Here is a 19,917-nt window from a genome sequence, read left to right as displayed (position 1 = left end):
CACCGCATCTGCGACGGCCCCGACCCCGACGGTGGTGACGACCTCGAGCGTCGCCGATGCCCTCAGAAGTGGTTCGACCTCCGCGAGGTAGGTCAGCGTCTCGGCGATCTCGGCGTCGCGCCACAGCTCTTCCCCGTCGACCGTCTCGAAGTAGTCGCCGTAGTCGGTGTCGACGGTTCGGTATCCCCTGGCGGCGAGTTCGGCGAGCAGCGTGGACTTGCCGGCGCCGGACATGCCGGTCACCAAGACGCGTTTCACGCGCGGGACAGCACCGCGACGCACTCCACGTGATGGGTAAGCGGGAAGGAGTCGAACACCCGAATTTCCTCCACTGCATAGCCATGCCCGCGGTAGAGCCCAACGTCGCGTGCGAATGATGCTGCCTCGCAACCGATGTGCACGATGCGGGGCACCTCGGCGGCAGCCAGCTGATCGATCACCTCGCGGCCCGCGCCGGTGCGCGGAGGATCGAGCACGGCCACGTCGGCCCGGTGCCGTTGCGCGGCCAGTGCGCGACGCACCGAATCGGTGAGCACCTCGACCCAGTCCAGGTCGGCGAGTGCCGCCCTGGCCGCCCGCGACGATCCGCGGGAGGTGTCCACGCTGACGACGTGCCCGCTCTCGCCCACCGATTGCGCCAGTACCGCCGCGAATACGCCTGCGCCGCCGTACAAGTCCCAAGCCGTCATTCCCGGCTCGAGGCGGGCCCACTCGCGCACCAGTCGGCTGTAGACGCTCGCCGCGTCGCGGTGCGCCTGCCAGAAGGCGGTGACCGGGATGCGCCAGGTCCGCTCGCCGACCCGCTGGGTCGCCTCGTAGGCGCCGTCGACGACCCGCGTCGTGGCCTTGCGGTCGGAGCGCGGGCCGGTCTGCACCACATGCCGTACGCCGTCGTCGTCCAGCGCGACGTGCAACTGCGCACCCGGCGCCCACGTCGACTCGGACAATCCCGCGAGCATGCTCGCGGGCACCTGGCCGCAGGTGAGCTCGGTGACCAGATCGCCGCTGTGGTAGCGGTGAAAGCCCGCCCGCCCCGCCTGAACTCCGTCGGCCGCGACGTCCAATCGCACCCGGGTGCGCCAGCCCGTCGCACCCGCCGACCCGAGCTCCTCGGCCCGTCCCTGCCAGCGGTGCCCGCCGAGCCGCTCGAGCTGGTTCCCCACCACGTCGCCCTTGATGCGACGGACGGCCTCCGGTGTCGCGAAGGCCAGGTCGCAGCACCCCGCGCCGTCGACGCCGGCGATGGGACACAGTGAGTCGATGCGGTCCGGTGAGGCCTGCACGATCTCGATTGCGTCTGCGTGCCAGTGACTTCCGCGTTCACCGGTGACCCGGGCACGGACCACTTCACCGGGCAGCGCATGACGGACGAAGACCACGCGCCCGTCGTGGCGGGCGATGCAACTGCCACCGTTGGCCGGCGGGCCGACGGTCAGTTCCAGCTCGGTGTCGACGGCGGTCAATCCAGGAATCCCCGCCGCGCGTCCCCCGGGGCCGGCTGTTCCTCGATGCTCTTGAGGCGTTCCGACGAATTCAGTTGCCAGGGAACCGATGTCACCATGACGTTCGGCTCGAAGAGCAGCCGGCCCTTGAGTCGCAGCGCACTCTGGTTGTGCAACACCTGCTCCCACCAGTGCCCGACGACGTACTCGGGGATGAAGACGGTGACCACGGTGCGCGGGGAGTCCTTGATGATCCGCTTGACGTAACCCAGTACCGGGCGGGTGATCTCGCGGTAGGGCGAGGCGATGACCTTCAGGGGCACCGTGACCTCACTGTCCTCCCACTTGTGCACCAGGTCGTGGGCTTCTTCGTCGTCCACGTTCACCGTGATCGCCTCGAGCACGTCGGGCCGGGTGGCCCTCGCGTAGGCCAGCGCCCGCTTGGTGGGCAGGTGCAGATTGGAGACCAGCACGATGGCGTGGTTGCGGCTGGGCAGCACCACGTCGCCTTCCTCGGCGGCCCGCCGCTCCAGCTCCCGTGTGACGGTCGCATAGTGCTTGTGGATCAGTTTCATGAGGATGAAGAGGAACCCCATGGCCAGGATTGCGATCCAGGCGCCCGCGCGGAACTTGGTGATGACCACGACCACCAGCACCGCGCCCGTGCAGATCAGGCCGATGGCGTTGATGATGCGGGACCGCTGCATCCTGCGGCGTTCGGTGCCGTCGGTCTCGGTGCGCAGCAACCGGGTCCAGTGCCGCACCATCCCGATCTGGCTGAGCGTGAAGCTGACGAACACGCCGACGATGTAGAGCTGGATCAATGCGGTGACCTCGGCGTTGAACGCGACGACGAACGCGATCGCGGCGAAGGCCAGGAAGAGGATGCCGTTGGAGAACGCCAGCCGGTCACCTCGGGTGTGCAGCTGACGGGGCAGGTAGCGATCCTGGGCGAGGATCGAGCCGAGCACGGGAAATCCGTTGAAGGCCGTATTGGCGGCGAGCACCAGGATCAGCGCCGTAACACCCGCGATCGCGTACAGCCCGACCGGAAAACCGTCGAACACCGCATTGGCGAGCTGGGTGATGAGCGTCTTCGGGTGATACCCGGCCGGCGCGCCGCCCAGCTGATCGGGGTTGTCCACCACCTTGGCCCCGGTCTCCTTGGCCAGCACGATGATTCCCATGAACAGGGAGACCGCGATGCCACCGAGCAGCAGCAGCGTCGTTGCGGCGTTGCGCGACTTGGGCTTCTTGAACGCGGGCACGCCGTTGCTGATGGCCTCGACGCCCGTCAGCGCGGCGCATCCCGAGGAGAACGCCCGCGCGACGAGGAACACCATCGCGAAACCGAGGACGTCCCCGTGTTCGGAGGCAACGGTGAAGTCCGCCGTCTCGGCCTTGAGGTGATCGCCGAGGACGAAGATCTGGAAGAGCCCCCAGCCGATCATGACGTACATGCCGATCATGAAGGCGTAGGTGGGGATCGCGAACGCGGTGCCCGACTCCCGGATGCCGCGCAGGTTCAGTGACGCCAGGATCAGGATCGCCGCGACCGCGAACAGCACCTTGTGTTGGGCGATGAATGGCACCGCCGACCCGATGTTGGACATCGCCGAGGCCATCGACACCGCGACGGTCAGCACGTAGTCGACGAGCAGCGCGCTGGCCACGGTCAACCCGGCGGTGTGGCCGAGGTTGGTGGTCACCACCTCGTAGTCGCCACCGCCCGACGGATAGGCGTGCACGTTCTGCCGGTAGCTCGCGATCACGATGAGCATCACGGCTGCCACCGCCAGGCCGATCCACGGAGCCACCGAGTAGGCCGTCAGGCCCGCCACCGAGAGCACCAGGAAGATCTCCTCGGGCGCGTACGCCACCGACGACAGGGCGTCGGAGGCGAACACCGGCAGCGCGATTCGCTTCGGAAGCAGGGTGTGGGTCAGGTTGTCGCTGCGGAAGGGTCTTCCGAGGACCAGCCGGCGGGCGGCGGTCGAAAGCTTGGACACGAGTGCCAAGAGTAAGCCCAACGGCAACCGGCCGTTCGAAAGCTGTAGCGTTCCGGGTGCGCGGGTTCGCCACAATCCGTTTCTGCCTAAACACTGGGAGGATCGACGCGTGCGTGTAGTCGTGATGGGATGCGGCCGAGTTGGGGCGTCGCTGGCTGACGGCCTGGCGAGGATCGGCCACGAGGTGGCCGTGATCGACCGCGACGGCACCGCCTTCCACAGGCTGTCCCCCGAATTCCCCGGTGAGCGGGTCCTGGGGATGGGATTCGACCGGGAAGTGCTGCTGCGGGCAGGAATCGAAGGTGCGGGCGCGTTCGCCGCAGTATCCTCCGGCGACAACTCCAACATCATCTCCGCGCGCGTCGCGCGCGAGACCTTTGGTGTGGAGCGCGTCGTCGCCCGCATCTACGACGCCAAGCGCGCCGCGGTCTACGAACGCCTTGGCATCCCGACGGTCGCCACCGTGCCGTGGACCACCGACCGCCTGCTCAACGTCCTCACCCGCGAGAGCGAGACCACCAAGTGGCGCGATCCCACCGGGAACGTCGCCGTGGCCGAGCTGCCGCTGCACGAGGGCTGGGTCGGGCACCGGGTGACGGCGCTGGAGGCGGTCACGGGCGGCCGGGTGGCCTTCATGCTGCGATTCGGTACCGGGCTGTTGCCCGACAAGAAGACCGTCATCCAAGCCAGCGACCAGGTCTACCTGGCCGCCATCTCCGGACACGTCGCCGAGGCCATGGCCATCGCGGCGCTGCCGCCGGGTGAGGACGCCGAGGACCTGTGATGCGAGAGGGTGTCGTGCGGACGCGAGGAGCAGAGGGTGTGAGGAAGCCGTGAAGGTCGCCATCGCCGGGGCCGGAGCCGTCGGCCGGTCCATCGCCAGAGAACTCGTCGACAGCCACGAGGTCACGCTGCTCGAGCGCAATCCCGATCACGTCGACACCAACGCCATCCCGGCCGCACAGTGGCGTCTCGGTGACGCCTGCGAGCTGAGCCTGCTGGAGGCGGTCGGGCTCGAGGACTTCGACGTCGTCATCGCGGCGACCGGTGATGACAAGGCCAACGTGGTGCTGAGCCTGCTGGCCAAGACGGAGTTCGCCGTCCCCCGCGTGGTGGCCCGCGTCAACGATCCCCGCAACGAGTGGCTCTTCGACGAGGCGTGGGGCGTCGACGTGGCGGTCTCCACGCCTCGCATGCTGGCCTCGCTGGTGGAGGAAGCGGTGTCGGTGGGCGACCTGGTGCGGCTGATGAGCTTCCGCAAGGGCCAGGCCAACCTGGTCGAGATCACGCTGCCCGACGACACGCCGTGGGGCGGCAAGGCGGTCAAACGCCTTGAGCTGCCCCGCGACGCCGCGCTGGTGACGATTCTGCGGGGGTCCCGGGTGATCGTGCCCGAGGACGACGAGCCGCTGGAGGGCGGCGACGAGTTGCTATTCGTGGCCGTCGACGAGGTCGAGGAACAGCTCCGCGAACTTCTGCTGCGACCGAGCTGACGGCTAATCCGGCACCGTGAACGCCGGCGGCGGCGTCGCCTTGTCGGCATACCCGGCGCAGCCCTGGGGCGAGAGACGGCCGGTGTCACACTGCCGGTTGCTGATCCCCACCGCCGACACCACCCCGGCCAGGGCGAACGACACCGCGACCGCGACCACGCCGTGCCGGAATCCGGTGAAGTCGACTGCAGCGCCGACGATCGATCCCATGACGGCCACGGCCACCAGGCCCGCGATGCGGGACACGGCGTTGTTCACCGCCGACCCGATGCCGCTCTGCGCCTGATCAACCGCGGCGAGCACCGCTGCCGTCAACGGCGACACCGTGACGGACATGCCGATGCCGAAGACGACCAGGCCGGGCAGCATCTGCGTCCAGAAGTCGAACGGCACCCGCACCGAGGTCAGCAGCAGGAAGCCCACCGCCGCGAGCGCGGGGCCCACGGCCATGTAGACCCGTGGCCCATGCCGGCCTGCCAGGGTTCCGAACGGGCGAGCCAGGAAGAACGACAGCACCGGTAGCGGCAACGTCGCCAGGCCTGCCTGTGAGGCCGACATGCCAACGGTCTCCTGCAGGAACAGGGCGACGAGCATGGTGCCCAGCGAGACGGCCGCGTAGAGGAACACCGTCGCGAGGTTGCCGACCGCGAAGTTGCGCGTCGCGAACAGCTGCAGCGGCATGATCGGGTTGGTGACCCGCGTCTCCCACCACGGGAACGCGACGAGGCAGCCGGCGCCGACGACGAAGGCGGCGAGCACCGCGGGATGGGTCACCCCCAGCCGCTGCACCTCGATGAGCGCGTACACCGACGCGGACAATCCCACCGCGCACAGCGCGGCCCCGACGACGTCGATGGGCTTCGACCTGCGGCCCGTCCCGGTTGCGGGACCGAGCCGGGTGCTCAGGTACAGCGTGACGGCCAGCGGTATCACGTTGATGCCGAACACCCATCGCCAACTGAGCGCATCGACCAGCAGTCCGCCAAGCGGCGGCCCCACCACGAACGCCGTCCCGGTCCACGCAGTCCAGGTGCCCACCGCGGCGGCTTGCCGCGCCCCGGTGAACCGCGAGTTGATCATCGCCAGTGAACTGGGCACCAGGAAGGCGGCACCGACGCCCTGCAGACAACGGGCGCCGACCAGGACCCACCCGGCGGGTGCCAGCGCACATCCCAGCGACGCGACCGCGAACACTGCCAGTCCCATCCGCAGCACGGTGAGTCGGCCGAACTGGTCGGATACCGCGCCCGCGACGAGTATCAGTGCGCTGAGCGCCAGCAGGTATCCGTCCACCACCCACTGCTGAAGCGCAAGACCGCCCCCGAAGTCGGCCGCGATGGCGGGCAACGCCAGGTTGACCACCGAGCCGTCGAGGAACGCGACGAACGACGCGAGCACCGCCACCGCGACGACGGTGCGGTCGGCTGCGGTGTGCGGCGACGCGGTCAGTCGGCGTGCGCCTCCGGGGCGGCCTCGGCCGCCTCCTCTGCCGCGTGCAGGGCCCGCTGCGCGGTCCGGATCGCGAAGTACGTCGCAAGCGCCGCGACGGCGGTCAGCGGCCACCCCATCGCGATGCGCGTCACCCCGAGCAACCCGGTCTGGTCCTGGTCGTATAGGCGGTTCTGTACCAGGAAGCGCGCCGCGAAGACCAGCGCCCAGATGCAGGTGGCCGCGTCGAAGGCGTAGCGGGCGCGACGCACGCCGCGCCAGTCCCTGCCGTGTCCGTTGATCCAGCCCCAGGCGTACCCGACGATGGGACGTCTGATCAGCACCGACAGCGCGAACACACCGGCATAGATGAGCGAGGACCAGATCCCGAGGAGGAAGTAGCCCTTGGAGGCGCCGACCAGATAGGCGATCAGGGCGCTGACGCCGACGGCGAAGAAGCCCGACACCGCCGGTTGCACGCTCTCGTGACGCACCAGCCGCCACACCAGGATCAGGGCCGCCACCCCGAGCGCCGCGCCGATCGCCCACTTCAGCCCGAAGAACGACGAAACCGGAACGAACACCAGCACGGGCAACGACGAATAGATCAGCCCACTGATGCCGCCCATCAGCTCGAGGATCGCCTGCGCGCTGAGCTTGACCTGGGGTTCGGCGGATTCGGCGTCCTGGCCGTCGGCGTCGGGACCGACTAGGTCCTCGGTGGAACTGGAACTGCTGCTCTCGTCCGCGGTGTCGCGGCGGGTCACTTCTGAATCTCGTAGTGGGGGTTGTAGATCGCCTTGGTGCCGTTCTCCAACTTGCCCAGCCGGCCGTGCACGCGCAGCGTGCGGCCGGACTCGATGCCCGCGATGCGCCGCTGGCCCAGCCAGACGAGCATCACGGCGTCGGTGCCGTCGAACAGTTCGGCGCGTACTCCGCCGGCGCAGCCCTTGGCGTTGGTCTCGACGCATCGCAGCGTGCCGACCATCGTCACCTCTTGGCCGCGACGGCAGTCGATGGCCTTCTGCGCACCGGTGCTGGCGGCCTCGTCACTCAGTTCCTCGACATCCTGCTGCTCGGGATCTTCCGTGAGCCGCCGCGTCAACCGACGCAGATAACCTTCGGCCGTAGCCATGGTCTCTCCTACTCAAGCGGTGAATCAACCGTTGACCCACCTCTCAACCAACGCCACCGTAGACCTGTTGGTTCCGTTTTGCCATGTGGCACACAGGTGCACCGGTTACCCTTCCCGCGTCCGTTTCACTCCCCCCGGTCACGACGGACTCGGCCCGCACGGCACGATCGAGGAATGACCGTCGATCTGCGCGGAGTCACCGTAGTGCTCCTCCCCGGGACGGGGTCCGACGACGACTACGTCTACCGCGCGTTCGCCGGTCCCCTGCACGATGCCGGCGCGGTGGTGGTGACCCCCACTCCAGAACCCGCCCAGCTGGTGGCCGGCTACCGGCACGCGCTGGACGACGCCGCCCGTTCGGGGCCGATCGCGGTCGGCGGGGTGTCCATCGGTGCCGCCGTGGCGACCAGCTGGGCGCTGGCCCACCCCACCAAGGCACTGGCGGTACTGGCGGCGCTGCCGGCCTGGACCGGCGCCCCCGACGACGCGACGGCGGCGCTGGCTGCCCGGTATTCGGCCCAAGCGCTGAGGCGCGACGGGTTGGCCTCGGCGATCGGGCAGATGCGTCAGTCCAGTCCGGCATGGCTCGCCGCCGAGCTCACCAGGTCGTGGGTGGGCCAGTGGCCCGACCTTCCCGAGGCGATGGAGTCGGCAGCCGACTACGTGGCGCCCACCACCGAGGAGTTGGAGACACTGGCAGTTCCGATGGGCATCGCGGCGGCCATCGACGATCCGGTACACCCGATCGAGGTGGCGTTCGAATGGGTGTCCGCCGCGCCGCGGGCAGCGCTGCAGACGTTCACCCTCGACGAGCTGGGCGCCGACCCAGCCGTGCTCGGCGCGGCCTGCGTGCAGGCTCTGCTGGGTCTCTGAGCGCTCTCGGCTCTACCCCTGGGCCGGCTACCCGCCCGTGATGGTGCGGAGCTGCTGCATCGCCGAGCCCTGCTCGCTGCGGCGCGCCACCGGCTCGGGCGCGGGGGGCGGCGGCGGTTGTTGGCCGTGCTGCTGCGCGTGCTCGGCCATCATCTGCTCGGCCCTGGCCCGCAGTCGGGCGATCAACGCCTCCGACAGCTGCAGCGGCAACATGTTGCGCACCGGCTGCGGGGTGTCACCCCGTCGAACCACCGTGTCGGACAGGGCATTTCGCAAGTCACGGGCAATGGCTTCGGCGTTCGCGGGCGATCCGACAGCGGCGCCGCGGACCATCCACCGGTACCCGTCGACGCCGATGAAGCGCATCACGACGGGCTCGGGCCCGTTGGTCATGTGCCCGACGACCTCGCGACCCCACGGGCCGTCCTGGATGCTGACCTCGGCGGCCTCCTTGCGCAGCGAGTCGGCCACCTCGGTGACCACCTCGCGCCACAGTCCACCGGCCTTCGGGGCCGCGTAGGCCGTCACGTTGTACCGGCCGTTGGCGGTCACCATCCACGCCATCGTCGGCACCCCCTGCGGGTTCACCTCGACGGCTAGCTCGGCGGCCTCGTTCTCCGGGATCAGCACCGCGCCCAGGTCGTGCCGGCCGAGGGTGGCCACCGCGGGGTCGTCGAAGTCCTCGATGTCGAAGGGACCGTCGAGGTCCTCGGCGCCGTCCTCGCTCGGGTCCGAGCCCTCGAGCTCACCCGCTGCGATGTCGGCGTCGGTCGTCGCCGGCTCGGGTTCGGTGATCTCGTCACCGCTCTTGCGCTTGCCGAATGCCATTACAAACTCTCGTGTCCGCCGGAGGAACCGTGGCCGCCAATGCCACGGGTGGTGTCAGCCAGCCCGGCCTCGTCGAACGACGTGACCTCGACCAGCTCGGGTAGTTCGACCCTCTGCACCAGGAGCTGGGCGATCCGGTCGCCGCGTCGCACGACGATCGGTTGTTCGGGGTCGAGGTTGATCAGTGTCACCTTGATCTCGCCGCGGTAGCCCGCGTCGACCGTGCCAGGACTGTTCACGATCGAAAGTCCAACGCGCGTGGCCAATCCCGACCGCGGATGGATCAACCCGACCATGCCGTAGGGAATGGCCACCGCGATACCGGTGGGAACCAGGGCGCGCCGGCCAGGAGCGAGTTCGACGTCGACGGCGCTGTAGAGGTCGACGCCGGCGTCGCCGTCGTGGGCCCGGGCGGGCAACGGCAGGTCCCGGTCCAGCCGGACGACCGCCAAAGAGGTGGACACGACCACGGAGATTACTCTTGGGCGCGTGTCAGACACGCGCGCAGCCACCCAAACCCTGCGCTATCGGGAGCGACTGTGGGTGCCGTGGTGGTGGTGGCTGCCGGGGTTCGGGTTGGCCGCGATCATCGCGTACGAGGTGAACCTGGGTGTCCGGTCGCTACCCGACTGGTTGCCATTCGCCCTGCTGCTGCCCGTGGCCGCCGCCGCGCTGCTCTGGCTCGGGCGTGTCGAGGTCCGCGTGGTTGGACCGTCCGCCGGCGGCGACGCCGAAACCGAGCTCTGGGTGGGCGGCGCCCACCTGCCCGTCAGCGTGATCTCCCGGTCTGCCGAAGTGCCGCGCTCGGCCAAGTCGGCCGCCCTTGGCCGCCAGCTCGATCCCGCGGCCTACGTCGTGCATCGGGCCTGGGTCGCCCCGATGATCCTGCTGGTGCTCGATGATCCGGACGATCCCACGCCGTACTGGCTGGTCAGTTGTCGTCGACCGGACCGCGTCCTCGCCGCGTTGCGCAGCTGAGGCACGTCTCGTCGTCAGGCCGCGCAGTCGGTGCAGATCATCATGCCGCCCTTTTCACTGGCCAGGCGGCTGCGGTGGTGCACGAGGAAGCAGCTGGAGCAGGTGAACTCGTCGGCCTGCTTCGGGACCACCCGAACAGATAGTTCCTCACCGGACAGATCCGCACCGGGAAGCTCGAAGGACTCGGCGGTCTCGGACTCGTCGACGTCGACGACCGCCGATTGGGCCTCGTTGCGCCGTGCCTTCAGTTCCTCGAGTGAATCTTCGGAAACGTCATCGGTCTCGGTGCGCCGTGGGGCGTCGTAGTCGGTAGCCATCCTCATCCCCTCTTCGTCGTTCCGTCATGTAGAGACAGAGCTTTGTACCAGCGCAGAACGCATCCACCAAATGATTCGTGCCCCGTTCCAGGCAGGATTGGATGTGAGTTATATCACACTATAAATCCCCTGGTAGGGGCCGGTGACGGTGACTGCCCTTACAGTGCAGGGGTGGTAGCGCAGATCACCTCGGGCACGGCGTTCGACAAGCACGGCCGGCCCTTCCGGCGAAGGAACTTCCTTCCGGGAATCGTCGTCCTGGTCGCACTCGCCGTCGTCACCGCGGTGGTGTGGGTAATCGCGTTCAACCAGCCCACCGACGTCAAACAGGCCGCCGTCTGCAATCCGCCGCCACCAGCCGCCGACGCCACCCAGACGGCGCTCGGCGAGAAGGTCTCGGCCGCCAGCATGACCGACGTGATGCCGGCCAAACTCGCCGACACGAAGATCCGCGTGCTCAACGCCAGCGGTCAGGGCGGACAGGCCGGCGAAGTGGCAGGCGCGCTGCGCGACCTGGGGTACGCACCCCCCACCGCAGGCAACGACACGGTCTACGAGAACACCCGGCTGGCCTGCCAGGGGCAGATCCGCTTCGGACCGTCGGGGCGCGCCGCCGCGGCAGCGCTCTGGCTCGTCGCCCCCTGCACCGAGCTGTACCAGGACCAGCGTCCCGACGACACCGTCGACCTGGCGATCGGAACCGAGTTCACCGACGTCACCCACAACGACGACATCGACGCGGTGCTGGCGAGCCTCAAGCCCGACGCCACGCAGCCCGCCGACCCGGCACTACTGAAGAAGATCCACTCCGCCGCCTGCTGACGAATCAGTAGGCCCCGGCCTGCTTCAGCGCCTCGTCGAACTGCCCGGCGATGCCGGGAGCGGCGGCGACGATCAGCTCCGAACCCTCGTCGGCGCCCCCGGCTGGTGGAAGCAGCAGCACCGCACCCGCCTCCTCGGCGACCAAAGCGCCCGCCGCCCAGTCCCAGACATTCACGCCGCGCTCGTAGTAGGCATCCAGCCGGCCGGCCGCCACCATGCACAGATCCAGCGCGCACGAACCGACGCGGCGCACGTCCCGGACCCCCGGGAGCAGCCGCGCCAGCACCTCGGCCTGCTGTTTGCGCTGCTCAGGAACGTAGGCGAAGCCCGTCCCGACCAGCGCCATCGACACGTCGTCGATCGCGTTGCAGCGCAACGGCCACGACGTCCCGTCGCGCAGCACGCGAGCGCCCGCTCCCCTCGCCGCCGAGAACACTTCCCCCGTCGGCACGTTGGCCACGGCACCGGCGACCGACCGGCCGTCGACCTGGACTCCCACCGACACCGCGTAGGCCTCGATTCCGTACACGAAGTTGACCGTGCCGTCGATCGGGTCCAGCACCCACGTGGGCGCCCCGGGATGCCCGGCGGCAGAACCGCCCTCCTCCTCGCCGACGATCGGATCCCCGGGCCGCAACTCGGCGAGCCGGGCGCGGAGCAGCCGCTCGGTCTCGGTGTCCACGATCGTCACGGGGTCGGTCGGAGTGCTCTTGGTGCGCACCGCCGACGAGATCTCATCGCTCGGTGTGCCGGCGCCGAACACCTCGGTCCGACGGCGCCGGACGAAACCGGCTGCCTCCGTGGCCAAGAGTTCGGCGACGGCCCGAAGGGCGCCCGGATCACTGTCGTCGCTCACTGCACCATCGCAACACATGGCGATTGGCAAGGCACTAGGGTGTGGTTGGCGTCGCACCCGTCGGCCTCTCGCAGAGGAGCGTTCATGACCGAAACGCACGGCACCGTCCCGGGCAATGATGGTTCAGCACACCGAGGATTCGGCGTCGACGTCGGCGGGAGCGGGGTGAAGGGCGGCATCGTCGACCTCGACACCGGCCAGCTCATCGGCGAGCGTTTCAAGCTCCCCACCCCCCAGCCGTCCACCCCCGAGGCCGTCGCCGAGACCATCGCCACGGTCGTTGGCGAATTCGGCTGGGAGGGCGGGGTCGGCGTCACCTACCCCGGCGTCGTCACCGACGGAATCGTCCGCACCGCCGCCAACGTGGACAAGGGGTGGATCGGCACCGACGCTCGTGAAGTCATCGGCGCAGCGCTCGGGGGACGAGCCGTCACGGTCCTCAACGACGCCGATGCAGCGGGGATGGCCGAGGAGCGGTTCGGCGCCGGGCGCGATCACGCCGGCGTGATCGTGCTGCTGACGTTCGGCACCGGCATCGGCTCGGCGGTGATCCACAACGGCGTGCTGCTACCCAACACCGAGTTCGGCCACCTCGAAGTCGGCGGCAAGGAGGCCGAGCACCGCGCCGCCTCGTCGGTCAAGGAAGCCAAGGAATGGAGCTACGAGCGCTGGACCAAGGAGGTCACCAAGGTGCTCGTGGTGATCGAGAATGCGATCTGGCCCGATCTGTTCATCGCCGGCGGCGGAATCAGCCGTAAGGCCGACAAGTGGATTCCGTTGCTGGAGAACCGGACTCCCGTAGTCGCTGCGGCCCTGCAGAACGAGGCGGGGATCGTCGGCGCGGCGATGGCGGCAGCCGCCCATGTCTGACAAGGCCCGGCTCCGATCTAGTCGGTGCCGAGCGCAGCGGCATGGCCGGCCAGCCCGGCACGGGTGCGGACCTTGAGCTTGCGGTACACGCTGCTGAGATTGTGCTCGACGGTCTTGGGGCTGATGAACAGCGCCGCGGCGATGTCCTTGTTGCTCATGCCCGAGGCGGCGAGCCTGGCCACCCTCGACTCCGACGGGGTGAGCTCGGAGTCGTTGGCCCGGGGCGCGTCGGTGCGCTTGAGTTCGTTGCGAGCCCGGTTGGCCCACAACGGCATTGCGAGTTCTTCGAACGTGGCCAATGCCTCGCGCAGGGCAGCCGCCGCGAGGTTCTTCCTGCGTTGGCGGCGTAGCACCTGACCGAGGAAGAGCTGGGTGCGGGCCTGCTCGAACGGCATGGGAAGCCGCGCGTGCCACACCATCGCCAACCGCAGTGACGCCTCGGCGTCGGCCAGGTCACCGGCCGCCGCCTGAACCAGGCTTCGGCACCGCGCGCCGACCGCCCACAGCCAGGGCCAATCCAGTTGGGCGGCATGGCGTTCCAACGTTTCGGCCAGGGGCCGGGCGTCGTCGACGCGACCCAGGGCCACCAACGCCTCGACGGCATCCGGGATGAACGACGCCTGCAGCACCCCCCGGCTCTGGCCGGTCACCGTGCGGTCGATCATCGGTTGCAACGTCTCGAGGGCCTTCTCGTAGTCGCCGAGGGACAGTTCCAGGAAGCCCAGGGCCATCGTGGGCCATCCGGCGAGGTGCGGCGCGCCGCATTCCAGCGCCCCGGCGATCGCGGCGCGAGCGTCGTCGCGGGCCGTGCGTTCGCGTCCGAGGTATGCCGAGGCCAGCGCGCGTTGCGTCCGTCCGATGACGGCCGGGTAGCCGCCGACGTCCTGCCCCCGGCGCAACGCGTCCTGGGCGACGTCCACCGCCACGGAGTAGCGCCCGAGCCACACGTAGACCATCGACAGGTGGCCCGCGACGTAGACCATGTCGGCGTCCGAACCCATCTCGACGCAGCGACGCCGGGCGGCGATCAGCCCGGCCAGCGCCTCCTCCAGGCGGCCGGTCCACGCCTTGGTGACGGCATCGACGACGCTGGCCCGGAACGGCGCCGACACGTCGGGGTCGAGCACCTCCAGGTCGAGCGCCCTGGCGAGGGCCGCCTCGTCCCTGGCGAGCCCGTGCGCGCAGTCCAGCATCACGCGCAAGGCGATCGCTTGGCTGATCAGCTTCGGGTCGGCGCACCGCTCGGCATCCTCGGCGGCCCGCTGCGCCTCTCGCCTGGCGGCATCGTGGTTGCCGACGAGGGATTGTGCCCGTGCCAACCAGAGCCTGGCCCGAAGCTGCAGGCCGAGGTCGCCGCGCGCGTCGTCGACCGCCGCACCGAACAGCGGAAGCGCACCCGTGTACTCGTGCTCGGACATCCGGGCGGCGCCGAGCAGGATCAGCGCCGCGGCGTGCGGCCCGCCCGCCTCGAACCCGTCGAGCGCCGGTTCGAGCATCCCCCGAGCCCGCCGGGTCGCACCGGCCCGCAGATGCTGTTCGGCGGCGCTGAGCCGACGGCTCGGCACGTCCCCGCCGAGGTTGATGGCCAGCTCGTACAGATCCGCCGCCGCCGCGGCGGCCCCGCGCCCGATCGCCGCGGCGGCGGCCTCGTCGAGCGCGTGCAGCGTCTGGGGGTCCGCGGTCACGGCTCCCAGCGCCATGTGGCGGGCCTTGAGCTCGGGCTGCGACTCGACGGCGGCAAGCGCCCGGTGCATGCGGCGACGGCGCGCCGGGCCGGCGTGGGTGTAGATCCCCCTGGACAGCAGCGGATGCACGAACCGCACGCGGTTGCCGTCGATCCGCACGACCCCCTCCCGCTGCGGCTCCTCGAGCAACTCCACGGCCCGCGCAACCGAGACCCCAACGGCTTCGGCGACGAGGTCGATCGTCGCGTCGGTGACCGAACAGGCGGCAAGCAGCAGGTCACCCACCGTGCCGTCGAAGTGGGCGGTCCGCATGCGGACGATCTCGGTCAAGGTGCTCGGCAGCGTCGAATCCTCCACGGTCGACTGGCGGTCTACGCCGCGCGCCATTTCCAGCGCGTAGAACGGGTTGCCGCCGGATACCTCGGCGATGCGCACCATGGTCGGTCGCGGGAACGCCTTGCCGAAGCGGTCCAGGATGAGCGAATGCAGGGCACCGAGGCTGAGTGGACCGACGTGGACCCTGCCGACCGCGTCGGGCGCGCCCAGGCGTAGCCACGGCAGCGGGTCCGGGTCCGCGGCGCGCGATCGGGCGGTCAGCAGCAGACCGACGCGGCCACTCAGGCGCGTGGCCGCGAACGCCAGCACCGCCTGGCTCGAGACGTCCAGCCACTGAGCGTCGTCGATCGCCAGCAGGACCGGCCGGTCGGTGGCCAGCGCCGAGACCAGTGACGCGAGCGCCGAACCCGTCACGCGGTGATCGGTGGGCGGTCCGTCCGAACCCATCCTGAGCAGGACCCGGTCCACGGCCACGCGTTGCAGGCCGGGCAGACCGGCCACTGCCTCGGGCGGCACGTCCTCGAGGAGGTCGGCCACCGCCGCGTAGGACAACACGGACTCGGCCTCGTCGGCACGGGTGGACAGGACGCGAAAGCCGAGCTCGCGCGCCCGCTCCACCCCGGCGAGCCACAGCGTCGTCTTGCCGATTCCGGGTTCACCGCAGATCACCAGGGCAGACGGAGCATGTTCGGCGGACGCGAGCACGCCGTCGACCGCTTGACGCTCCCCCGAGCGACTGACCGTTGCCACTGGCACGATCTCATCATTGCAGCTAGCAAATGGTCGTGCGAAGATTGCGCCGATTCACGTTCACTCCCGCACGCAGCGCCTACGTCGTCATCGGCACCGCGATCGCCGTCACCGGTGCCAATGCCTCACCTGGTCGTTCCGTTTGGGCAATCGAATGTCTGATCGAGACATCCGCGGACGCGGGCCGAGCGGGCCGCTTCGGCACTTCGGTCCGCGGCGTCCGGTGAACCGGCGAGGCCGACACGCCGCCATTTTGGCTCGCCACGTCCCCAATTCGTCGCTCGTGGCGGCAGTTACGCACACTGGTCGTTACAATGGTCAACGGCGGCCGCACACCGATGGCGGCGGGTATCCCAGTAGATAACGAACGCCATCAGCAGACAGCCGACATTTTTTCGGTGGCGCATGCCCACGCTACCGAGTTCGCAAGACCGAAGGGGTGCACGTGGCAGCGACGAAGGTAAGCCCGGCAATCGAAGAGCCGGTGAAGCGCACGGTCACCAAGGCGCCGGCGAAGAAGGCTGCGGCGAAGGCCGCCACCGGAACCGCGCCCGCCAAGCGCGCTGCGAAGAAGGCCGCTGGAGCCCCTGGCGCTCGCGGCAAGAAGGGCCCCGCCGCCGAGGGTGACGGCCTCACCGCCACTGACGTCGTCGAGACCGGCGACGATCTGGAGGCCGAGCCCGGCGAAGATCTCGAGGTCGACGCCGACATCGAACTCGAGGATCTCGAAGTCGAGGTCGACGACACCGTCGAGGACGGCGCACCCGCCGCCGATGGAAAGGCCAAGGACGGCGACGACGACATCGCCGAGCCGTCCGAGAAGGACAAGGCCTCCGGTGACTTCGTCTGGGACGAAGAGGAGTCCGAGGCGCTGCGGCAGGCCCGCAAGGACGCCGAGCTCACTGCCTCGGCGGACTCGGTCCGCGCGTATCTGAAGCAAATCGGCAAGGTCGCGCTCCTCAACGCCGAGGAGGAGGTCGAACTCGCCAAGCGCATCGAAGCCGGGCTGTACGCCACCCAGTTGATGGCGGAGATGGCCGACAAGGGCGAGAAGCTCACCACTGCGCAGCGGCGTGACTACCTGTGGATCTGTCGCGACGGTGACCGAGCGAAGAACCACCTGCTCGAGGCGAACCTCCGCCTGGTCGTCTCCCTGGCCAAGCGCTACACCGGTCGCGGCATGGCATTCCTCGACCTCATCCAGGAGGGCAACCTCGGCCTGATCCGCGCGGTCGAGAAGTTCGACTACACCAAGGGCTACAAGTTCTCCACGTACGCGACGTGGTGGATCCGCCAGGCCATCACCCGCGCCATGGCCGACCAGGCCCGCACCATCCGCATCCCCGTGCACATGGTCGAGGTCATCAACAAGCTCGGCCGCATCCAGCGCGAACTGCTGCAGGACCTGGGCCGCGAGCCGACGCCCGAAGAGCTCGCCAAGGAAATGGACATCACGCCGGAGAAGGTGCTGGAGATCCAGCAGTACGCGCGTGAGCCCATCTCGCTCGACCAAACCATCGGCGACGAGGGCGATTCACAACTCGGCGACTTCATCGAGGATTCCGAGGCCGTCGTGGCCGTCGACGCCGTGTCCTTCACGCTGCTGCAGGATCAGCTGCAATCGGTGCTCGAGACGCTCTCCGAGCGTGAGGCAGGCGTAGTTCGGCTGCGGTTCGGTCTGACCGACGGTCAGCCCCGCACGCTCGACGAGATCGGACAGGTCTACGGCGTGACGCGCGAGCGCATCCGTCAGATCGAGTCCAAGACGATGTCCAAGTTGCGCCACCCCAGCCGTTCTCAGGTCTTGCGCGACTACCTGGACTAGCCAGGCCCGTGGCACCGACGAGACCGCCCCCACCGTCATGGTGGGGGCGGTCTCGCGTCGTGCCAGCGCGGACGTTCGGGTCATGCTGCGCACCAGTTCCATTGACGCGGGGGTGGTGGCGGGATCGTCGATGGTCACGGATGTGCCCTCGCGGCACACGTCTCCGAATCGCGATGGCCGGACGGCGCGCAGGTTCACTCGAAAGCGGTTGATTCGCTGGCGAACTCAGGGCACCACAACCGAACGGAGGCGCGGCGAGCACGAATCCCGGCTCCGCCGCGGCGCCGATCGGCGATCTCACCGCGGGCCCGTGCCGGGTAGCGATATCGTCGGCCCATGTCCGGTACCCCGAAGGCGCCACCCGCCTGGCTGATCGACGTCGTCGGCCGGGTCCGCAAGGGTCTCGACGTCACCCGCCGCTCGGCGGTCCCGCCTAGCGTGGCTCTGTTCGAGATGGCCCAGGGCGCATGGCTGACTCAGGCACTCTACGCCGCCGCCAAGCTCGGCATCGCCGACGAACTGAGGTACGGCCCCCTTACGGCTGCCGAGGTCGCCCGCCGCGTCGATGCGGACCCCGGTGCGACCCACCGCCTGATGCGCGCGTTGGCCAGCAACGGGGTGCTCAAACTCGGCCGCGACGGCAGGTTCGGGCTGACGCGGGTCGGGCAAACGCTGCGCGCGGATCACTCGTCGTCGATGGCACCGATGATCGAGATGATGGGCAGTGCCGAGCACTGGGCGCACTGGGGCAGCCTGCTCCATTCGGTGCGGACGGGCCATACCGCCGTCGAAAAGCTGCGCGGCACAACACTGTTCGAGTATCTCGAGACCAATCCCGAGTACGCGGCGCGATTCAACCGCGCCATGACCGGGGTGTCCGCGGTGGCCATCGACATGGCGGTCCCGCTCTACGACTTCACCGCGCGCAAGCTCGTCGTCGACGTCGGCGGTGGCCACGGTGCCCTACTCGCGGCGGTGCTGCAGAGAGCGCCGCGGGCCAGGGGCGTCCTATTCGACCTTCCGTCGGTGATCGCGGGCGCCGGTCCACTGCTCGACGCGGCCGGCGTCGCACAGCGCTGCACCCTGCAGGGCGGTTCCTTCTTCGAGGCGGTGCCCGACGGCGCCGACACCTACCTGATGAAGACCGTCATCCATGACTGGGACGACGAGAAGTCCCTGCAGATCCTGCGCAACGTCCGAACCGCGATCACCGCCGACGGAAAGCTGCTCCTGATGGAGTTGGTGCTGCCGTCGGGAGCCCCTCCACACCCCGGCATGCTGCTCGACCTCGAGATGCTGGTGCACGCCGGCGGAATGGAGCGCACCGCCGACGAGTACGCGAAGTTGTTGACGCAGGCAGGTTTTCGGCTCACCAGGGTGATACCCACCGCCGGGCCGATGTCCATCGTCGAGGCGGTGCCCGCCTAGCCATGGCCGCCACTCGTGAGAACGTGTCGTCTGGCTCGGCCTTCGAGGCAGAGGTGGGCTACTCGCGCGCGGTCCGCATCGGCCCGCTCGTCGCCGTCGCGGGCACCACCGCCCCGGGGAACGACGTCGCGACGCAGGCCCGCGAAGCGTTTCGACGCATCGCGGTCGCGTTGGCAGAAGCCGGTGCCGCCCTCTCCGACGTCGTCCGCACCCGGATGTTCGTCACCGACATCGGGCTGTGGCGCGAGGTCGGTGCGGTCCACGCCGAGGTGTTCGGGGAGGTGCGGCCGGTGTCGACGATGGTGGAGGTGTCGGCGCTCATCTCTCCCGAACTGCTCGTCGAGATCGAGGTCGACGCCTACGTCGCTGAGTGAGGCAGGGCGGCGAAGGTGCCATCGGCGTCCGGTTGGTACTCGGTAACGTCGGTCACGGCCGCGGCCGGTAGTGGACCGTACAGGTGGGGGAAGGTCATGGCCTCCGGATCGGTCGGGACGCCGGGCTCCCACCGCACCGGGGCGCCAAGCGCGGCCGGGTCGAGGCGCAGCAGCACCAGATCTCGGCGCCCGGCGAAGAGTCGGTTGGCGGGCAGGTGAACCTGCTGCGGGGCGGAAAGGTGAACGAAGCCTTGTTCGTCCAACGACGGCGGTCGGCGCTCACCGAGGGTCTTGGCGCACTCCCACTCGGCGCGGGTGCACAGGTGGACCAACTCACGAGGCGGCGAGATCATCCCGCCAGTTTGCCTGACCCGCAATTTGGGGATAGGTGAGACACGACACACCGGTGAACGACCGGGGAACAAGGCCGGAAGCGAAAACGTCTGAGACAGTAGACGTACGCACGAA

General features: G+C 69.2%; 20 protein-coding genes and 1 pseudogene. 9 read left to right on the top strand and 12 right to left on the bottom strand.

Translation table 11 applies throughout. The features are described 5' to 3' along the window. Window positions 1-159 precede the first annotated feature (159 nt). The 3 genes and pseudogenes from SBI80_RS28235 to SBI80_RS13770 form a co-directional block, all read right to left on the bottom strand. A pseudogene (locus SBI80_RS28235) lies at window positions 160-258 on the bottom strand (AAA family ATPase); the annotation flags it as partial. Continuing rightward, window positions 255-1,463 (bottom strand): class I SAM-dependent RNA methyltransferase, encoded by a 1,209-nt coding sequence (locus SBI80_RS13775; protein ID WP_318975353.1) that lies wholly within the window; start codon window positions 1,461-1,463, stop codon window positions 255-257. The gene SBI80_RS13775 and the pseudogene SBI80_RS28235, both read right to left, overlap by 4 nt. Further along, complete coding sequence (locus SBI80_RS13770; protein ID WP_318975352.1) at window positions 1,460-3,451, bottom strand: APC family permease; 1,992 nt, start codon at window positions 3,449-3,451, stop codon at window positions 1,460-1,462. Before SBI80_RS13770 ends, SBI80_RS13775 begins: the two co-directional genes overlap by 4 nt. 109 nt (window positions 3,452-3,560) lie before the next feature. Between SBI80_RS13770 and SBI80_RS13765 the strand changes: the two genes are divergently transcribed. Both SBI80_RS13765 and SBI80_RS13760 read left to right on the top strand, forming a co-directional pair. Beyond that, window positions 3,561-4,235, top strand: coding sequence for a potassium channel family protein (locus SBI80_RS13765; RefSeq protein ID WP_318975351.1), 675 nt, complete (start codon window positions 3,561-3,563; stop codon window positions 4,233-4,235). A gap of 49 nt (window positions 4,236-4,284) precedes the next feature. Further along, a complete protein-coding gene (locus SBI80_RS13760; protein ID WP_318975350.1) occupies window positions 4,285-4,944 on the top strand; it encodes a potassium channel family protein in 660 nt (219 codons plus the stop codon). A gap of 3 nt (window positions 4,945-4,947) precedes the next feature. Here SBI80_RS13760 and SBI80_RS13755 read toward each other — a convergent pair whose 3' ends face one another. The 3 genes from SBI80_RS13755 to SBI80_RS13745 all read right to left on the bottom strand — a co-directional run bounded on the left by SBI80_RS13755 (window position 4,948) and on the right by SBI80_RS13745 (window position 7,507). Further along, complete coding sequence (locus tag SBI80_RS13755) at window positions 4,948-6,348, bottom strand: MFS transporter (protein WP_318975349.1); 1,401 nt, start codon at window positions 6,346-6,348, stop codon at window positions 4,948-4,950. A gap of 41 nt (window positions 6,349-6,389) precedes the next feature. Further along, window positions 6,390-7,013 carry a DUF3159 domain-containing protein gene (locus SBI80_RS13750; protein WP_318975754.1) on the bottom strand — a complete coding sequence of 208 codons (624 nt, stop codon included), beginning with the start codon at window positions 7,011-7,013 and terminating at the stop codon, window positions 6,390-6,392. Between the two features lie 122 nt (window positions 7,014-7,135). Continuing rightward, window positions 7,136-7,507, bottom strand: coding sequence for an OB-fold nucleic acid binding domain-containing protein (locus SBI80_RS13745; protein ID WP_318975348.1), 372 nt, complete (start codon window positions 7,505-7,507; stop codon window positions 7,136-7,138). Window positions 7,508-7,681: 174 nt separating this feature from the next. Between SBI80_RS13745 and SBI80_RS13740 the strand changes: the two genes are divergently transcribed. Beyond that, window positions 7,682-8,380, top strand: a complete 699-nt coding sequence (locus SBI80_RS13740) for an alpha/beta hydrolase (RefSeq protein ID WP_318975347.1) — start codon at window positions 7,682-7,684, stop codon at window positions 8,378-8,380. Window positions 8,381-8,407: 27 nt separating this feature from the next. Here the strand turns inward: SBI80_RS13740 and SBI80_RS13735 are convergent, their stop codons facing one another. Then, a complete protein-coding gene (locus tag SBI80_RS13735; protein ID WP_318975346.1) occupies window positions 8,408-9,208 on the bottom strand; it encodes a DUF3710 domain-containing protein in 801 nt (266 codons plus the stop codon). Further along, the gene (gene dut, locus SBI80_RS13730; RefSeq protein WP_318975345.1) at window positions 9,208-9,672 is read right to left on the bottom strand and encodes a dUTP diphosphatase; all 465 of its coding nucleotides are present in this window, start codon (window positions 9,670-9,672) and stop codon (window positions 9,208-9,210) included. Before dut ends, SBI80_RS13735 begins: the two co-directional genes overlap by 1 nt. A 25-nt stretch (window positions 9,673-9,697) precedes the next feature. On the opposite strand from dut, the gene SBI80_RS13725 reads away from it, so the two are divergent. Beyond that, on the top strand, window positions 9,698-10,186 hold the full coding sequence (locus SBI80_RS13725) for a DUF3093 domain-containing protein (protein ID WP_318975344.1): 489 nt from the start codon (window positions 9,698-9,700) through the stop codon (window positions 10,184-10,186). Between the two features lie 14 nt (window positions 10,187-10,200). On the opposite strand, the gene SBI80_RS13720 is transcribed toward SBI80_RS13725, so the two are convergent. Then, window positions 10,201-10,503, bottom strand: coding sequence for a DUF4193 domain-containing protein (locus SBI80_RS13720; protein ID WP_318975343.1), 303 nt, complete (start codon window positions 10,501-10,503; stop codon window positions 10,201-10,203). A gap of 171 nt (window positions 10,504-10,674) precedes the next feature. On the opposite strand from SBI80_RS13720, the gene cei reads away from it, so the two are divergent. Then, a complete protein-coding gene (gene cei / locus SBI80_RS13715) occupies window positions 10,675-11,325 on the top strand; it encodes an envelope integrity protein Cei (protein ID WP_318975342.1) in 651 nt (216 codons plus the stop codon). A gap of 4 nt (window positions 11,326-11,329) precedes the next feature. Here the strand turns inward: cei and SBI80_RS13710 are convergent, their stop codons facing one another. Further along, a complete protein-coding gene (locus SBI80_RS13710; RefSeq protein WP_318975753.1) occupies window positions 11,330-12,199 on the bottom strand; it encodes an inositol monophosphatase family protein in 870 nt (289 codons plus the stop codon). A gap of 66 nt (window positions 12,200-12,265) precedes the next feature. On the opposite strand from SBI80_RS13710, the gene ppgK reads away from it, so the two are divergent. Then, the gene (ppgK, locus tag SBI80_RS13705) at window positions 12,266-13,051 is read left to right on the top strand and encodes a polyphosphate--glucose phosphotransferase (RefSeq protein ID WP_318975341.1); all 786 of its coding nucleotides are present in this window, start codon (window positions 12,266-12,268) and stop codon (window positions 13,049-13,051) included. 17 nt (window positions 13,052-13,068) lie between these two features. On the opposite strand, the gene SBI80_RS13700 is transcribed toward ppgK, so the two are convergent. Then, window positions 13,069-15,828: a helix-turn-helix transcriptional regulator gene (locus tag SBI80_RS13700; protein ID WP_318975340.1), complete on the bottom strand. Its 2,760-nt coding sequence runs from the start codon at window positions 15,826-15,828 to the stop codon at window positions 13,069-13,071. 439 nt (window positions 15,829-16,267) lie between these two features. On the opposite strand from SBI80_RS13700, the gene SBI80_RS13695 reads away from it, so the two are divergent. The 3 genes from SBI80_RS13695 (at window position 16,268) to SBI80_RS13685 (ending at window position 19,449) form a co-directional block, all read left to right on the top strand. Further along, the gene (locus SBI80_RS13695; RefSeq protein ID WP_318975339.1) at window positions 16,268-17,647 is read left to right on the top strand and encodes an RNA polymerase sigma factor; all 1,380 of its coding nucleotides are present in this window, start codon (window positions 16,268-16,270) and stop codon (window positions 17,645-17,647) included. A 336-nt stretch (window positions 17,648-17,983) separates the two neighbouring features. Continuing rightward, window positions 17,984-19,075 carry a methyltransferase gene (locus SBI80_RS13690; protein WP_318975338.1) on the top strand — a complete coding sequence of 364 codons (1,092 nt, stop codon included), beginning with the start codon at window positions 17,984-17,986 and terminating at the stop codon, window positions 19,073-19,075. A gap of 2 nt (window positions 19,076-19,077) precedes the next feature. Then, window positions 19,078-19,449 carry a Rid family hydrolase gene (locus tag SBI80_RS13685; protein ID WP_318975337.1) on the top strand — a complete coding sequence of 124 codons (372 nt, stop codon included), beginning with the start codon at window positions 19,078-19,080 and terminating at the stop codon, window positions 19,447-19,449. On the opposite strand, the gene SBI80_RS13680 is transcribed toward SBI80_RS13685, so the two are convergent. After that, entirely contained in the window at window positions 19,434-19,802 is a 369-nt protein-coding gene (locus SBI80_RS13680) for a DUF952 domain-containing protein (protein ID WP_318975336.1), read from the bottom strand. The two genes, SBI80_RS13685 and SBI80_RS13680, sit on opposite strands and share 16 nt — an antisense overlap. Window positions 19,803-19,917 lie beyond the last annotated feature (115 nt).

The sequence above is a fragment of the Mycolicibacterium sichuanense genome (assembly GCF_033741125.1).
Taxonomy (GTDB): domain Bacteria; phylum Actinomycetota; class Actinomycetes; order Mycobacteriales; family Mycobacteriaceae; genus Mycobacterium.
Note: the sequence above shows the minus strand (reverse complement) of the source record. Positions and strands in the feature narration are given on the sequence as shown.

Bases quoted from the DNA above. Each gene is read 5' to 3' on its own strand.
- SBI80_RS13745 (WP_318975348.1), bottom strand. From the start codon at position 7,507: ATGGCTACGGCCGAAGGTTATCTGCGTCGGTTGACGCGGCGGCTCACG.
- SBI80_RS13740 (WP_318975347.1), top strand. From the start codon at position 7,682: ATGACCGTCGATCTGCGCGGAGTCACCGTAGTGCTCCTCCCCGGGACG.
- SBI80_RS13735 (WP_318975346.1), bottom strand. From the start codon at position 9,208: ATGGCATTCGGCAAGCGCAAGAGCGGTGACGAGATCACCGAACCCGAG.
- SBI80_RS13720 (WP_318975343.1), bottom strand. From the start codon at position 10,503: ATGGCTACCGACTACGACGCCCCACGGCGCACCGAGACCGATGACGTT.
- SBI80_RS13710 (WP_318975753.1), bottom strand. From the start codon at position 12,199: ATGTGTTGCGATGGTGCAGTGAGCGACGACAGTGATCCGGGCGCCCTT.
- ppgK (WP_318975341.1), top strand. From the start codon at position 12,266: ATGACCGAAACGCACGGCACCGTCCCGGGCAATGATGGTTCAGCACAC.
- SBI80_RS13690 (WP_318975338.1), top strand. From the start codon at position 17,984: ATGTCCGGTACCCCGAAGGCGCCACCCGCCTGGCTGATCGACGTCGTC.
- SBI80_RS13685 (WP_318975337.1), top strand. From the start codon at position 19,078: ATGGCCGCCACTCGTGAGAACGTGTCGTCTGGCTCGGCCTTCGAGGCA.
- SBI80_RS13680 (WP_318975336.1), bottom strand. From the start codon at position 19,802: ATGATCTCGCCGCCTCGTGAGTTGGTCCACCTGTGCACCCGCGCCGAG.